General features: G+C 71.3%; 14 protein-coding genes. 6 read left to right on the top strand and 8 right to left on the bottom strand.

Annotated elements, in window-relative coordinates; translation table 11 throughout:
• Window positions 1–305: 305 nt before the first annotated feature.
• Complete coding sequence (locus tag A3Q37_RS24545) at window positions 306–1,289, top strand: fatty acid desaturase (RefSeq protein ID WP_065487799.1); 984 nt, start codon at window positions 306–308, stop codon at window positions 1,287–1,289.
• Window positions 1,286–1,972, top strand: coding sequence for a TetR/AcrR family transcriptional regulator (locus tag A3Q37_RS24540; protein WP_065487798.1), 687 nt, complete (start codon window positions 1,286–1,288; stop codon window positions 1,970–1,972). The genes A3Q37_RS24545 and A3Q37_RS24540 overlap by 4 nt, the downstream gene beginning before the upstream one ends.
• 12 nt (window positions 1,973–1,984) lie before the next feature.
• Here A3Q37_RS24540 and A3Q37_RS24535 read toward each other — a convergent pair whose 3' ends face one another.
• Together A3Q37_RS24535 and A3Q37_RS24530 are read right to left on the bottom strand one after the other, a co-directional pair.
• Window positions 1,985–2,368 (bottom strand): VOC family protein, encoded by a 384-nt coding sequence (locus tag A3Q37_RS24535; protein ID WP_065487797.1) that lies wholly within the window; start codon window positions 2,366–2,368, stop codon window positions 1,985–1,987.
• On the bottom strand, window positions 2,368–3,180 hold the full coding sequence (locus A3Q37_RS24530) for a trans-aconitate 2-methyltransferase (protein WP_065487796.1): 813 nt from the start codon (window positions 3,178–3,180) through the stop codon (window positions 2,368–2,370). Before A3Q37_RS24530 ends, A3Q37_RS24535 begins: the two co-directional genes overlap by 1 nt.
• Before the next feature lie 88 nt (window positions 3,181–3,268).
• Between A3Q37_RS24530 and A3Q37_RS24525 the strand changes: the two genes are divergently transcribed.
• On the top strand, window positions 3,269–3,766 hold the full coding sequence (locus tag A3Q37_RS24525; RefSeq protein ID WP_065487795.1) for a MarR family winged helix-turn-helix transcriptional regulator: 498 nt from the start codon (window positions 3,269–3,271) through the stop codon (window positions 3,764–3,766).
• On the opposite strand, the gene A3Q37_RS24520 is transcribed toward A3Q37_RS24525, so the two are convergent.
• Window positions 3,722–4,510 carry a response regulator transcription factor gene (locus tag A3Q37_RS24520; protein WP_065487794.1) on the bottom strand — a complete coding sequence of 263 codons (789 nt, stop codon included), beginning with the start codon at window positions 4,508–4,510 and terminating at the stop codon, window positions 3,722–3,724. The two genes, A3Q37_RS24525 and A3Q37_RS24520, sit on opposite strands and share 45 nt — an antisense overlap.
• A 271-nt stretch (window positions 4,511–4,781) precedes the next feature.
• Here A3Q37_RS24520 and A3Q37_RS24515 point away from each other — a divergent pair, with 271 nt between their 5' ends.
• Window positions 4,782–5,222, top strand: a complete 441-nt coding sequence (locus A3Q37_RS24515; RefSeq protein ID WP_065487793.1) for an N-acetyltransferase — start codon at window positions 4,782–4,784, stop codon at window positions 5,220–5,222.
• A gap of 44 nt (window positions 5,223–5,266) precedes the next feature.
• Here the strand turns inward: A3Q37_RS24515 and galK are convergent, their stop codons facing one another.
• From galK to galT, 3 genes are read right to left on the bottom strand one after another with little or no spacing between them, the layout of a single operon-like run.
• A complete protein-coding gene (gene galK / locus A3Q37_RS24510; protein ID WP_065487792.1) occupies window positions 5,267–6,442 on the bottom strand; it encodes a galactokinase in 1,176 nt (391 codons plus the stop codon).
• Window positions 6,439–7,416, bottom strand: coding sequence for a UDP-glucose 4-epimerase GalE (gene galE, locus A3Q37_RS24505; protein WP_065487791.1), 978 nt, complete (start codon window positions 7,414–7,416; stop codon window positions 6,439–6,441). The genes galK and galE overlap by 4 nt, the downstream gene beginning before the upstream one ends.
• Window positions 7,413–8,456, bottom strand: a complete 1,044-nt coding sequence (galT, locus tag A3Q37_RS24500; protein ID WP_065487790.1) for a galactose-1-phosphate uridylyltransferase — start codon at window positions 8,454–8,456, stop codon at window positions 7,413–7,415. The genes galE and galT overlap by 4 nt, the downstream gene beginning before the upstream one ends.
• Before the next feature lie 224 nt (window positions 8,457–8,680).
• On the opposite strand from galT, the gene A3Q37_RS24495 reads away from it, so the two are divergent.
• Window positions 8,681–10,351: a sodium:solute symporter family protein gene (locus A3Q37_RS24495; protein WP_065487789.1), complete on the top strand. Its 1,671-nt coding sequence runs from the start codon at window positions 8,681–8,683 to the stop codon at window positions 10,349–10,351.
• 15 nt (window positions 10,352–10,366) lie between these two features.
• Window positions 10,367–10,675, top strand: coding sequence for a hypothetical protein (locus tag A3Q37_RS24490; protein WP_032787348.1), 309 nt, complete (start codon window positions 10,367–10,369; stop codon window positions 10,673–10,675).
• A 29-nt stretch (window positions 10,676–10,704) separates the two neighbouring features.
• On the opposite strand, the gene A3Q37_RS24485 is transcribed toward A3Q37_RS24490, so the two are convergent.
• Window positions 10,705–11,463, bottom strand: a complete 759-nt coding sequence (locus A3Q37_RS24485; protein WP_065487788.1) for a response regulator transcription factor — start codon at window positions 11,461–11,463, stop codon at window positions 10,705–10,707.
• A gap of 251 nt (window positions 11,464–11,714) precedes the next feature.
• Window positions 11,715–13,682, bottom strand: coding sequence for a PQQ-binding-like beta-propeller repeat protein (locus A3Q37_RS24480; RefSeq protein WP_065487787.1), 1,968 nt, complete (start codon window positions 13,680–13,682; stop codon window positions 11,715–11,717).
• Window positions 13,683–13,696: the final 14 nt, after the last annotated feature.

The following is a 13,696-nucleotide window of genomic DNA, read 5'->3' as shown; positions in this document are numbered from 1 at the left end:
CCTGCGGCTGGCAGCGGTGCTGTCGCCACGCCCCGACGAGCGGGTGCGGACCGCGCTGTCCGACCCTCCCAGGATAGGTGTCGTCGCAGGCGGCGCGTCCGTTGCCCCGAGGGGTCGCGGCGGCCGCCCGGGACACCCGGGCGGTTACCCCCTACCCCGGGGGCGGGCGGGCTACCGCGTGGGACGGGTTGGAGCGGCCTCTCGTGTTGTGGGGCCCGTCACTGCCATACTTACCAAGCCGTAGGTTACGGAACCGTAGCCACGGCCGTCCGAGCCTTCTCCCTCACCCTCAGAGGTATCCCCCTATGCCGAGCACTCCTCCTGTGATCGACGAGACCGAGCCGCCCGGGGCCGCGGCGGCGCAGCCCTCCGGCACGCTGGGCGGCGACAGCAAGCGGTCGATCGAGCAGTTCGCACTGCTGGCGTTCATCGTGGTGCCGTTCATCGCGCTGGTCGCGGCGGTGCCGCTGGCCTGGGGGTGGGGGGTGAGCTGGCTCGACATCGGTCTGCTGGTGGCGATGTACTTCATCGGCTGCCACGGGATCACGATCGGTTTCCACCGGTACTTCACGCACGGTTCGTTCAAGGCGAAGCGGCCGTTGCGGATCGCGCTGGCCGTGATGGGCTCGCTGGCGGTGGAGGGGCCGCTGGTGCGGTGGGTGGCCGATCACCGCAAGCACCACCGGTTCTCGGACGCCGAGGGCGACCCGCATTCGCCGTGGCGGTTCGGGGAGAGCCTGCCGGCCCTGATGAAGGGGCTGTGGTGGGCGCACATCGCGTGGATGTTCGACGAGGAGCAGACGCCGCAGCAGAAGTACGCCCCCGATCTGATCAAGGACCCGGCGATCCGGGCGGTCTCGCGCCACTTCCTGACCTTCACGATCGTCTCGCTGGCGATCCCGCCGCTGGTGGGCGGTCTGGTGACGATGTCGTGGTGGGGTGCGGCGACGGCGTTCTTCTGGGGTTCGCTGGTACGGGTGGCGCTGCTGCACCACGTGACCTGGTCGATCAACTCGATCTGCCACGCGGTGGGCAAGCGCCCCTTCAAGTCACGTGACCGGTCGGGGAACGTGTGGTGGCTGGCGGTGCTGTCGTGCGGCGAGTCCTGGCACAACCTGCACCACGCGGACCCGACGAGCGCCCGGCACGGGGTGATGCGGGGGCAGATCGACTCCAGCGCCCGGCTGATCCGCTGGTTCGAGAAGCTGGGCTGGGCCTATGACGTGCGGTGGCCGGATGCCGCGCGGATCGACTCCCGGCGCACGGCCGCCCCCGCCGACGCGGCATGATTGACGACGTGGCGACCGACTCCAGCACGAGCAGCGACAAGAGCAGGGCCTCCTCCTCCCGACGGGCCCGGCGGGTCCGGATGACGGGGAAGGAGCGCCGCGAACAGCTGCTGGACATCGGGCGCGCCCTGTTCGCCGACAAGGGCTTCGAGGGCACGTCGGTGGAGGAGATCGCGGCGCGCGCCGGGGTGTCCAAGCCGGTGGTGTACGAGCACTTCGGCGGCAAGGAGGGCCTGTACGCGGTGGTGGTCGACCGCGAGATGCGCCAGCTGCTGGACATGGTGACGGGGGCGCTCACGGCGGGCCATCCGCGCGAACTGCTGGAGCAGGCGGCGTTCGCGCTGCTGGACTACATCGAGTCGTACACGGACGGTTTCCGGATCCTGGTGCGGGATTCGCCGGTGGCGCAGTCGACGGGCACGTTCGCGTCGCTGATCAGCGACATCGCCACGCAGGTGGAGGACATCCTGGGCCTGGAGTTCAAGGCCCGCGGCTTCGACCCGAAGCTGGCCCCGCTGTACGCGCAGGCGCTGGTGGGGATGGTGGCGCTGACGGGCCAGTGGTGGCTGGACGTCCGCAAGCCCAAGAAGGCCGAGGTGGCCGCCCACCTGGTGAACCTGTGCTGGCACGGGCTGGAGAACCTGGAGTCGAAGCCGCGGCTGATAGGGCACCGGAAGAGCTGAGGAGCCCGCCTGTTACGCGTCCGGCTCCAGGAACTCCAGCCGGTTGCCGGCCGGGTCGTGGGCGTAGAAGCGGCGGTGGCCGGGGAGGTTGTCGTCCCAGGTGACGGGGACGCCGTGGGACTCCAGGCGGGCCGCGTACTCCACGATCCCCGTCACGCGCAGGCCCGGGTGGGCCTTCTTCGCGGGGCGGAAGTCCTCCTCGATGCCCAGGTGGAGCTGGACCGGTCCGGCGGCGAACCAGCAGCCACCGCGGGCGGCGAGCACCGGGGGTTTCGGGATCTCGGTCATGCCCAGGGCGTCGGCGTAGAAGGCGCGCAGGGCGTCCTCGGTGCCGGGCGGGGCGGCCAGCTGGACGTGGTCGACGGCGGCGAGGCCGACAGGGGCAGAGGCGGTCATCACTTCTCCTTGCGGGCTACGGCGAAGATGCGGCGGAACGGGAAGACCGTGCCGTACGGGCCCGGCGGGTAGGCCTCGCGGAGCAGGTCGCGGTATGCGGCGAGGAACGCGTCGCGGGCCTCGGGCTCGTCGGCCAGCGCGGTGAGGACGGGGCGCAGGGCGGTGCCCTTGACCCAGTCGAGGACCGCGTCGTCGCCGTGCAGGGTCTGGAGGTAGGTGGTCTCCCAGACGTCGGCCGTGCAGCCGAGGTCGCGGAGGCGGGTGAGGTAGTCGACGGGGTCCAGGACGGAGGCGGTGCGGTCGCCGACGCCGTGGAGCAGGGGGCGCCAGCGGTCGGACTCGCGGAGGGCGGCCAGGAGCGTGTGGCTGGGGGCGGTGAAGTTGCCGGGGACCTGGAAGGCGAGGGTGCCGCCGGGGGCCAGGGCGTCGAGCCAGCGGGGGAAGTGATCGGCGTGGCCGGGGATCCACTGGAGTGCGGAGGTGGAGACGATCAGGCCGTACGTCTCAGTGGGCTCCCAGGTCGCCGCGTCGGCCTCGGCGAAGTCGAGCAGCGGCGGCCGGGCGTGGGCGGCGGCCTCGGCGAGCATGTCGCGCGAGGTGTCGTAGCCGGTGATCCGGGCGTCCGGCCAGCGGTCGGCGAGGAGGGCGGTGACGTTGCCCGCGCCGCAGCCGAGGTCGGCGATCCGGGGCGCCGGCCGGCCGGGGAGGTCGTCGCCGATGCGGGCCAGCAGGTCGTGGAAGGGGCGGGTCCGGTGGTCCGCGTGACGCAGGTACTGCTGCGGATCCCAGGCAGGCTGGTCGCGTGAGGTCATGGAAACAGGATCCCGCCGCAACTATCTTGATGTCAAGACACTTGAATTCAAGAGACTTCATGTCGAGGGACCCTCTACACTGATCGACATGGAGGACGAGGTCGACCGACTGGTCGCTGCATGGCGCCGCGAGCGCCCCGACCTCGACGTGGAACCACTCGAGGTGCTCAGTCGCGTCTCCCGCCTGGCACGCCACCTCGACCGGGCCCGCCGCATAGCCTTCGCCGAGCACCATCTGGAGCCGTGGGAGTTCGACGTGCTCACGTCGCTGCGCCGGGCCGGCGCCCCGTACCAGCTCTCCCCCGGGCAACTCCTCACCCAGACCCTGGTCACCTCGGGCACGATGACCAACCGCATCGACCGGCTCACCAAGAAGAACCTGGTCGAGCGGCTGCCCGACCCGAACGACCGGCGCGGCGTCCTCGTCCGGCTCACGGCCGAGGGGCGCGACAAGGCCGACCAGTCGCTGGCCGGGCTGCTCGACCAGGAACGCGCCATCCTCGGCGAGCTGTCCCGCGCCCAGCGCGGTGAACTGGCCGGGCTACTGCGCCAGTTGACCGCCCCGTTCGACAACATCCCGACCTGACGCATCCGTTTCCGGGCCCACGGGACCGACCCCCGCCCGGCGCGCCAGCGCCACCGCGGCCAGCGTCGAGTGCACCCCGAGCTTGCCCAGCACGTTCTGCATATGGGTGCGCACCGTGTGCGGGGACAGGAACAGCCGCTCCGCGACCGCCTTGCGGCCCAGGCCCGCCACCATGCAGCGCAGCACCTCGCGCTCCCGGGGCGTCAGCGACTCCACCAGCCGCTCACTGTCGGTGCGGTGCTTACGGGCGGCCGTCAGCTCCCGCAGCACGCCGGTGAGCAGGGCGGGCGGCAGATGCGTCTCGTCGCGCAGCACACCCCGGATCACCGACAGCAGCCGTTGCAGCGAGCAGTCCTTGGCCACCCAGCCCGAGGCCCCCGCCTGGAGCGCCCGGGCGGCGGCGCGCGGGTCGTCCTTCTCGGCGAGCACCACCGACCGCACGCCCGGCCGGGCCGCGCGGACCCCGGCGACCAGCGCGATGCCGTCGACGGCGGCCGTCTCCTCCGGCCGGGGCGCGGGGACGGCGGGAAGCTCGCCGCCGCCCGTCCGGGCGCCCAGCTCGGCGTCGACCAGGAGCACGTCGTAACCGCGCCCCTCGGCGGCCGCGCGCTCCAGGGCGCGCAGCGCGGCCGGGCCGCTGCCCGCCGCGGAGACGTCGACGTCCGGTTCGGCCGCGAGGGCGGCCGCGAGCGACTCGGCGAAGATGCGGTGGTCGTCCACCACGAGAACCCGGATACGCGCCACAGAACCCCCATCGGTGGGGGCGGAAAGCTGCGGGTACGGCGCCCGGGGCTGTACTGCGGCCTGCCGCGCCCGACGACCGCCGTCGTCGAACCGCCTGCCACCCTGCCCCGGACGCCGTACCCGGCTTTCTCGCTCCCCTGAATCGACACCGGCCCCCACCGGTGCTGAGCATCAGCGTACGGGTGGGGGCCCCGGCGGGAAGGCGAATCGGTGAACTGGTCACCTCCGGTGTGCGGACCGCCCCTTGCCGGTGGGTCTTAGGGTGTGCTTCATGTTCCGTCTTGAGACAGAAGTAGACAAAGAACGTCGCATTCTGCTGAGCGGGCGTCTGCACGAGGACAACGTCGCCGCATCGGCTGGCCTGCGTGCACTGCTCTCCACCTCCGCTGAGCAGGAAGTCCCGCTGGAGGTCTGGGCGTTGGACGAGCACGGGGCCCTGGCGGGCGGGCTGACCGGGCGGACCTGGGCGTACTGGCTGCACGTCGATCTGCTCTGGGTCGACGCCCCGCACCGGGGCCTCGGCCTCGGCGCGCGCCTGCTCGCCGAGGCCGAACGGACCGCCCGCACCGAGCGCGCCTGCACCCGCTCGCGGCTGGAGACCTGGGACTTCCAGGCCCCTGGCTTCTACCGGGGACAGGGGTACGAGGAGATCGGCCGGGTCGCCGACTACCCGCCCGGCGTCACGGAGTTCATCCTGGTCAAGGAGTTGTGAGCGCGGGGACCCGGAGACGGATTCAAGGCCCCCGACGCCCCCTCTCAGCGCAGCCGACGCGCCCCCGCGGACGGGACGGCGTCGAAGATCCCCGGGGCCGCGTGTCCGGCCGCCGCGAACGCCTCGCCGACCGCCTTGGCCACCGTTCCGGCCGCCGCCTCCTCCACCAGGACGACCGCCGAGCCGCCGAAGCCGCCCCCGGTCATCCGCGCCCCCAGCGCCCCGGCCGCGTTCGCCGTCTCGACCACGAGGTCCAACTCGGGGCAGGAGACCCGCAGATCGTCGCGGAGCGAGACATGGCCCTCGTTCAGGACGGGACCCGCCGCGCGGACGTCGCCCGCGTCGAGCAGGGAAATGACCTGCTCGACCCGGCGGTTGTCGCTGACGACATGGCGTACGTAACGGATGACGGACGCGTCCGCCCCGGCGTCGGCGAGCGTGGTGAGCGCCGAGGCGAGGTTGTCGTACGGCAGATCGCGCAGCATCGGTATGCCGAGCAGCCGGGCGCCCTCCTCGCAGCCGGCCCGGCGCTCCGCGTACGCCCCGTCGCCGAGCGCGTGCTTGACCCGGGTGTCGACGACCAGGAGCGTCAGGCCCTGGGCGGCCAGGTCGAAGGGGACCTGGCGCAGCGAGAGGTCGCGGGTGTCCAGGTGGAGGGCGTGGCCCTCGGTGCAGCAGGCCGAGGCCATCTGGTCCATGATCCCGCAGGGCACGCCGACGAAGTCGTTCTCGGCACGGCGGCCGACGACGGCGAGTTCGGCGGCGCTCAGGCCGAGTGCGAAGAGGTCGTTCAGGGCGAGCGCGGTGACGACTTCGAGGGCGGCGGACGAGGAGAGCCCGGCGCCGGTGGGCACGGTGGAGGTCAGGGAGATGTCCGCCCCGGTGACCGGGTGCCCGGCTTCGCGCAGCGCCCAGAGGACCCCGGCGGGGTAGGCGGCCCAGCCGTGGCCGGAGTGCGGGGCGAGTTCGTCGACGCGGAGCGAGACGACGCCGCCGGGGACGTCGGTGGAGTACAGCCGCAGGACGCCGTCGTCGCGGCGGGAGACGGCGGCGACGGCGGTGTGCGGGAGGGCGAGCGGCATGACGAAGCCGTCGTTGAAGTCGGTGTACTCGCCGATCAGGTTCACTCGTCCGGGCGCGGCCCAGATGCCCTCGGGCTCGCTTCCGTACAGCTCGGCGAAGGTGGCGGCGGGTTCCGGCAGCGCGGTGGTTCCGGTCATGGGGCGGTCGTGTCCTCTCGGCGGGCGAACTGCCAGGCGTCGGCGATGATTCCGGCCAGATCGGCGCGGGACGGCTGCCAGCCGAGGCGCTCGATGGCGGTGGCGGCGGAGGCGACGAGGACGGCCGGGTCGCCGCCGCGGCGGGGGGCGGCGGTCTCGGGGACCGGGTGGCCGGTGACCTTGCGGACGGTCTCGATGACCTCGCGGACCGAGAAGCCGTTGCCGTTGCCGAGGTTGCAGATCAGGTGCTCGCCCGGGGCGGCGGCGGTGAGGGCCAGCAGATGGGCCTCGGCGAGGTCGGCGACGTGGATGTAGTCGCGGACGCAGGTGCCGTCGGGGGTGGGGTAGTCGTCGCCGTAGACGCTGATCGACTCGCGCCTGCCGAGGGCGACTTGGAGGACGAGCGGGATGAGGTGGGACTCGGGGTCGTGGCGCTCGCCGCACCTGCCGTATGCCCCGGCCACGTTGAAGTAGCGCAGCGAGACGGCGGCCAGTCCGTGGGCGGTGGCCTCGCCGCTGATCATGTGGTCGACGGCGAGCTTGGACGCGCCGTAGGGGCTGGTGGGGGCGGTGGGGTCGGTCTCGGTGATGGGGCTGGAGACCGGTTCGCCGTAGGTGGCGGCGGTGGAGGAGAAGACCAGGGTGCGGACGCCGTGTTCCCGCATGGCGGCGAGCAGGGCGGTGGTGCCGCCGACGTTGTTGACCCAGTACTTCTCGGGGTTCACGACGGACTCGCCGACCTGGGAGAAGGCGGCGAAGTGCAGGACGCCGTCGTAGGAGGGGTCCAGATGGCGGGCGGCGTCCTGGATGCGGCCCTCGATGAACGCGGCCCCGGCCGGGACGCCCTCGCGGAAGCCGGTGGACAGGTCGTCGAGGACGGTCACGGTGTGCCCGGCCTCCAGCAGATGCTGGGCGACGACGCTGCCGACGTATCCGGCGCCGCCGGTGACCAGGTACTTCTTCGGCTCGCTCATTCGCTCGCTACCTCTCGCAGTCGCTCGGCCGCGGCCTCCGGCGGCACGTCGTTGATGAACACGCTCATGCCGGACTCGGACCCCGCGAGGAACTTCAGCTTGCCGGAGGTCCGGCGAATGGTGAAAAGCTCCAGGTGCAGGGCGAAGTCCTCGCGGCCGTCGACCCCGAACGGCGCCTGGTGCCAGGCGGAGATGTACGGGGTCGGCGGCTCGCCGGGTCCGAAGATCCGGTCGAAGCGCCTCAAGAGTTCCAGATAGACCTGTGGGAACTCTGTCCGCGCGCCCTCGTCCAGCCCCCGCAGGTCGGGGACGCGGCGGCGGGGGTGGAGGTGGACCTCGTAGGGCCAGTGCGCCGCGTACGGGACGAAGGCGATCCAGTGGTCGGTGGCGAGGACGACGCGTGAGCCGTCCTTCTCCTCGCGGGCGACCACGTCGTCGAAGAGGTTGCCCCCGGTCTCCTCGCGGTGGCGGGCGGCCGAGCGGAGCATCAGCTCGGTGCGCGGGGTGACGAAGGGGTAGCCGTAGATCTGGCCGTGCGGATGGCCGAGGGTGACGCCGATCTCGGCGCCCCGGTTCTCGAAGCAGAAGACCTGGGTGACCTGGTCGAGGGCGGCGAGGGCGGCGGTGCGGTCGGTCCAGGCGGCGAGGACGAGCGCGGCCTGTTCCTCGGTGAGGTCGGCGAAGGACGCGTCGTGGTCGGAGGTGAAGCAGACGACCTCGCAGCGGCCGGAGTCACCGGCGAGCGAGGGGAAGCGGTTCTCGAAGACCGCGACGTCGTAGTGGTCGTCGGGGATCTCGCTGTGCCGGCCGTCCCGGGTGGGGCAGAGCGGGCAGGCGTCGGCCGGCGGGTGATAGGTGCGGGCCTGGCGGTGCGAGGCGATGGCGACCGCGTCGCCGAGCAGCGGGTCGTGGCGGATCTCGGACGAGGTCGAGACGGGGTCCAGGGGGCGCCGGTCGACGGCGTCGCGGACGGTGTCCTCCGCGGCGTCGTAGTAGATCAGCTCACGCCCGTCGGCGAGGGTCGTCACCGTCTTCTTCACCAGGGTCCTCCACCCGATCCCTCCAACATAATCGCACATAACAAATCACAAGCGCACACCTCCGTCAATGCCTGGGATCCCGGGAGTCTGGGGGCTACATACCCGGACATTCACCCGCACTCGATCACGATCGAACAAAGAACCCCAACGAGGCTGTTCATTTCTCGAACATGACGGCGTAAGTTCCGTCGGGTTAAGTTCGCGATACGAAGCGAGTACCCCCCATGCAGACACTGGCCGAAGGGCTTCGGCTCCCCACGAACGGGCTCGACTACGCCATCCTGGCGATCTACTTCGCCGTCGTACTCGGCATCGGCTTCATGGCCCGTGCGAGCGTGAAGACGAGCCTCGACTTCTTCCTCTCCGGACGGTCCCTGCCCGCCTGGGTGACCGGGCTCGCCTTCGTCGCGGCGAACCTCGGCGCCACCGAGATCCTCGGTATGGCGGCCACCGGCGCGCAGTACGGCGTCGCGGTGGTGCACTGGTACTGGATCGGCGCGATCCCCGCCATGGTCTTCCTCGGCCTGGTGATGATGCCGTTCTACTACCGCTCCAAGGTCCGTTCCGTACCGGAGTTCCTGCTCCAGCGGTTCGACACATCCGCCCACCTGCTGAGCTCCATACTCTTCGCCTTCGCGGCGATCCTCATCGCGGGCGTCAACCTCTACGCCCTGTCGATCGTCGTGGAGGCGCTCCTCGGCTGGCCGCAGTGGGTCGCGATCGTCGTCGCGGGCCTGTTCGTGCTGGTCTACATCACGATCGGCGGGCTCTCCTCGGCGATCTACAACGAGGTGCTCCAGTTCTTCGTCATCCTCGCCGCGCTGATCCCCCTCACCGTCCTCGGCCTGAAGCGGGTCGGCGGCTGGGACGCCATGAGCGACTCGCTGACGAAGCAGCACGGCGGGGACTTCATGACCGCCTGGGGCGGCACCGGCATCGGTGACGCCAACCCGCTGGGCGCCAACTGGCTGACGATCATCCTCGGCCTCGGCTTCGTGCTGTCCTTCGGCTACTGGACGACGAACTTCGCCGAGGTGCAGCGCGCCCTGTCCGCGAAGAACCTCTCCGCCGCCAAGCGCACCCCGCTGATCGCCGCCTTCCCGAAGATCTTCATCGTCTTCGCGGTGATGATCCCGGGCCTGGTCGCCGCCGTGATCGTGCCCAAGATCGGCACCCCGGGCTCCGACCTGACCTACAACGACGCGATTCCCCTGCTGATGCAGGAGCTGCTGCCCAACGGCGTCCTCGGCATCGCCGTGACCGGTCTGCTCGCCGCGTTCATGGCGGGCATGGCGGCCAACGTGTCCTCGTTCAACACGGTGTTCACGACCGACATCTGGCAGCGGTACGTGGTGAAGGACAAGCCGGACACGTACTACCTGAGGTTCGGGCGGCTGATCACGGCGATCGGCGTGCTGGCCTCGATCGGCACGGCCTTCATCGCCGCGAGCTTCTCGAACATCATGAGCTACTTGCAGACGCTGTTCTCGTTCTTCAATGTGCCCATGTTTGTCGTATTTATTATCGGAATGTTCTGGAAGCGCGCTTCCATGAAGTCCGGTGTCTGGGGCCTGGTGGCCGGTACCGCCGCCGCGATGGTCAACTACTTCTGGATCTACAAGGGCGGGGTCATCGACATCCCGTCCGACCAGGGCGCCAACTTCGTCTCCGCGATCGTCGGCTTCGTCGCCGGAGCCGTCGTCATGGTCGTCGTCACCCTCTTCACCGCGCCGAAGCCCGAGGCGGAGCTGGCCGGTCTGGTGTACGGGACCGAGTCGCCGAGCCCCGACGAGGAGCTGGAGGAGGCCGACAAGGCCTGGTACCGCAAGCCGGCGCTGCTCGGCTGGGGCGCGATCGTGCTCGCCGCCGCGTGCTACATCCCCTACTCGTTCTGATCGGAGGCACTCACCATGTCCGACCTGCACAAGGAAGTCTCCGAGCTGGAGCGCAAGTCCGCGACCGCGGCCCGTCTCTTCGACATCCGGCGGATCATCGGCGGCCTGTTCGTGGTCTACGGAGTGATCGTCACCATCGCCGGACTCAGCCCGTCCGACGCCGACCTGAAGAAGGCCGAGGGTGTCCACATCAACCTGTGGACGGGCCTCGCCATGCTGGCGCTCGGCCTGTTCTTCCTGGTCTGGATGAAGCTGCGCCCGGCCGAGGCCCCGGCGGCCCCGGAAGCGGAGCCGGAGCGGGAGCCGGGGTCCGACGCGGGCTGACAGGCCTCAAGGCCCTCGGGGGCCGTACGTCACCCGCGCTGACCGGGAACGTACGGCCCCTGCTGCGTCTGTTGCGATTGTTGCGTGCCGTCCGGGGCGTACGGGCCCTGCCGCGGGCCGCCGTTCGCCGCGGCGCGTTCCAGCAGTCCGGTGCGGGCGGCGAGGGCGGCGGCCTCCAGCCGGGAGCCGACCCCGAGCTTCATCAGGACCCGCTGGACGTGGGTGCGGGCGGTGCTCGGGGCGATGTCCATGCCGGCCGCGATCAGCCGGGTTCCCTCGCCCTCGGCGACCCGTACCAGCACCTCGGCCTCGCGCGGGGTGAGCATCCGCAGCAGCCGCCGCCCCTCGTCGTCGGGCTGGGCCGCCGGGTTGAGCAGCTCGGCGAAGGCCCCCCGCAGCAGCTGCGGGGCGATGGCGCTCTCCCCCGCCCGCGCCTTCAGCATGGCCCGCTCGACGCCCTCGATGCGCTCGTCGTGCCGGACGTACCCGGCGGCCCCGGCGGCGAACGCCGCGGCGATCCCGCGCGGGCTGGGCACCGGCCCGAGGACCACCACCGCCACCTGCGGGCGCTCCTGGCCGATGCGCGTGATCGGGTCGAAGACGCCGGGGGCGGCGGGCGAGGCCGTACCGAACAGACAGACCTCCGGGGCCCTGCTGACGACCAGTTCCGCAGCGCCGGAGGTCGGCGCGGCCGCCGCGAGCACCCGGTGCCCGCGGAGTTTCAGCGCCGAGGCGAGTGCCTCGGCGAGCAGACGGTGATCATCGACCACCATGAGCCGCACGCCCATCGGTCCTCAGCCCCCAAAGCCCTGTACGCCCGGCCCCCCGGACTCCTGCCCCGGCAAGGTACACGCTCGCCCGACGCGGCGCGGCGCATACACGGCAGAAGCCCCCGGGATTGCCGAATTCTGCGCCATTCGGGGCTCGTTGACCGGTAGTCGGTGATCACGTCGCGCGCAAGCGGGGCGGAAAACGATCGGCCCCGCCGGTCGGGAGATCGGCCGGCGGGGCCTGTGGTCGCCCGGCAGGGGCGGGGTGATCAGTCGGTGCGGTAGGCGACGACGAGGTAGACCTTCTCGTCGGGGGTGACGGTGCTCGGCTTGTGGACCGACCGGGCGGCCATGAAGAGCTGCCCCTCGGAGTAGTGGAGTTCGGCCGAGCCGATGCTGAAGCGCTTCTCCGCCTTGCGGACGGCCTCGTCGTCCGGGTTCTCCATCAGCGTGGTCTGCTTGAAGGTCTCGCCGTCGATGGAGACGACCTGGCCGCCCTTGTCGTAGGGGGCCTCCTTGTAGGCGATGATGCTGGTGCCGTCCATCCGGAGCGGGGTCAGGGTGTAGCGGTCGCCCGCGTCCGCCCGGCCGCCGAGGAGCTTGCCGGTGTCCAGGTCGAAGGCGACGATCTCGTTCGTGTCGCCGTACTCGCTGGTTCCGTCGTGGCGCTCGGTCGGCAGGTACAGCCGATTGTTGCCGACGGCCATCTTCTGGCACTTCTCGACGTCGGTGGAGTCGCAGTCGCCCGCGTACTTCTCCGCGTCGGCGGGGATACGGACCTTCAGCTTACCGGTCGCCGCGTCGATCGAGAAGAAGTCGGAGATGCCGCTGCCGTCGCCGGCGGTGTCACCGACGTCGGCCGCGACCACCAGCGGCTTGGTGGAGACGATGTGCGCGTACTCGACGCCCGCGGGCATCTGGAACGAGGACAGCGGGGCGCCGGTCGTCGGGTTCAGCGCCTGCACGGTGAGCTGCGGGCTGTCGTACGTACCGCACTTGCGGACCACGGCGAGGGCCTCGCCGCCCGCGTAGCCACGGTCGTAGCAGCCGTCCGCGCCGGTCTTCGGCTTCCAGAGTTCGGCGCCGGTGTCCAGCTTGAAGGCCGCGCCGCCCGAGGTGCCGCCCGCCGCGACGGTGGTCCCGCTGAGCGTGACCTCGTCGAAGTTGACCGGCCGGTCACCGCCGGTGGCGGAGGTGACGCTCTTGCTCCACAGGAGCTTCCCGGCGGCCAGGTCGATCACGCCGACCTGGTTGCACGCCGGGTACTTCTTCTCCTTGGTCGGCTTCGACTCCTTGAAGACGATGGGCGTCTTGTAGTCCTTGCTCACGTGGCGGGACGTGGTGCAGATCTCGCCGGCCAGCGGGAAGGACCAGAGCTTGGTGCCCTTGTCGCGGTCGTAGCCGTTGATCTCGTCGATGCCGGTCTTCACGTACGCCTTGTCGGTGAGCCAGGATCCCTCGACCTGCACGATGTCCTTGACGACCGGCTGCGGCACCTGGAAGGCGACCTTGGACTTCGTGTTGGCGGGCGCCTTCTCGCTGCCGCCGGCCAGGCCGCTGTCCTTGCCGCCCTTGCCCTCGCCGCCGGTGGAACCGGACGAGGAGGCCTCGTTCTTGCCGCCCTTGTCGTCACCGCTGGTGGCGGAGTAGACGATCCCGGCGCCGATGATCAGCACCACGGCGACGGCCGCGGCGACGATGATCTGCATCTGGGTGGAGAACTTCTTGCCGCCGCTGCCGTCGCCGCCCGGCTGCGGGGCCCCGTACTGCGGGTGCATGGGCTGGGTCGGGTAGCCGTACGCCTGCTGCGGCATCCCGGGCTGACCATGCTGGCCGGGCTGGCCGGCGGGCCCCTGCGGGTAGCCGTACCCCGGCTGCGGGGCCTGCGGGTAGCCGTATCCGTTGGGCTGCGGCGCGGGCGGGGTGGGGTAGCCGCCCTGTGCGGGGGGCGGCGGGGTGCCGTAGCCCCCGGCGGGCGCGTCCTGCGGCACGGTGGGCGGCTGCGGCGGGGCGGCGGGGGGCTGCTGGGGCTGCTGCGGCTGCTTGCCGAAGGGGTCCGCGGGCGGCAGGGTCGGCTGGCCGAAGCCACCGGCCGGCGGGTCCTGCGGCGCGCCGAACCCGCCCGAGGGCGGACCGGCGGGCGGCGCCGGGGGCGTGTTCGGCGTTCCGGGCGGCGTGTTCGACGGCTGCTCGTCGGGGTTGGGCGGCTGCTGCGGCGGCTGGGGCGGCTGGGTCATGGCGTGCGTACCTC

Origin of the sequence: Streptomyces sp. PTY087I2, assembly GCF_001687325.1 — a bacterium.
Classification (GTDB): Bacteria; Actinomycetota; Actinomycetes; order Streptomycetales; family Streptomycetaceae; genus Streptomyces.
Note: the sequence above shows the minus strand (reverse complement) of the source record. Positions and strands in the feature narration are given on the sequence as shown.

Bases quoted from the DNA above. Each gene is read 5' to 3' on its own strand.
- galE (WP_065487791.1), bottom strand. From the start codon at position 7,416: ATGAGCGAGCCGAAGAAGTACCTGGTCACCGGCGGCGCCGGATACGTC.
- A3Q37_RS24530 (WP_065487796.1), bottom strand. From the start codon at position 3,180: ATGACCTCACGCGACCAGCCTGCCTGGGATCCGCAGCAGTACCTGCGT.
- A3Q37_RS24540 (WP_065487798.1), top strand. From the start codon at position 1,286: ATGATTGACGACGTGGCGACCGACTCCAGCACGAGCAGCGACAAGAGC.
- A3Q37_RS24535 (WP_065487797.1), bottom strand. From the start codon at position 2,368: ATGACCGCCTCTGCCCCTGTCGGCCTCGCCGCCGTCGACCACGTCCAG.
- A3Q37_RS24515 (WP_065487793.1), top strand. From the start codon at position 4,782: ATGTTCCGTCTTGAGACAGAAGTAGACAAAGAACGTCGCATTCTGCTG.
- A3Q37_RS24525 (WP_065487795.1), top strand. From the start codon at position 3,269: ATGGAGGACGAGGTCGACCGACTGGTCGCTGCATGGCGCCGCGAGCGC.
- galK (WP_065487792.1), bottom strand. From the start codon at position 6,442: ATGACCGGAACCACCGCGCTGCCGGAACCCGCCGCCACCTTCGCCGAG.
- A3Q37_RS24490 (WP_032787348.1), top strand. From the start codon at position 10,367: ATGTCCGACCTGCACAAGGAAGTCTCCGAGCTGGAGCGCAAGTCCGCG.
- A3Q37_RS24495 (WP_065487789.1), top strand. From the start codon at position 8,681: ATGCAGACACTGGCCGAAGGGCTTCGGCTCCCCACGAACGGGCTCGAC.
- A3Q37_RS24480 (WP_065487787.1), bottom strand. From the start codon at position 13,682: ATGACCCAGCCGCCCCAGCCGCCGCAGCAGCCGCCCAACCCCGACGAG.
- A3Q37_RS24485 (WP_065487788.1), bottom strand. From the start codon at position 11,463: ATGGGCGTGCGGCTCATGGTGGTCGATGATCACCGTCTGCTCGCCGAG.
- A3Q37_RS24545 (WP_065487799.1), top strand. From the start codon at position 306: ATGCCGAGCACTCCTCCTGTGATCGACGAGACCGAGCCGCCCGGGGCC.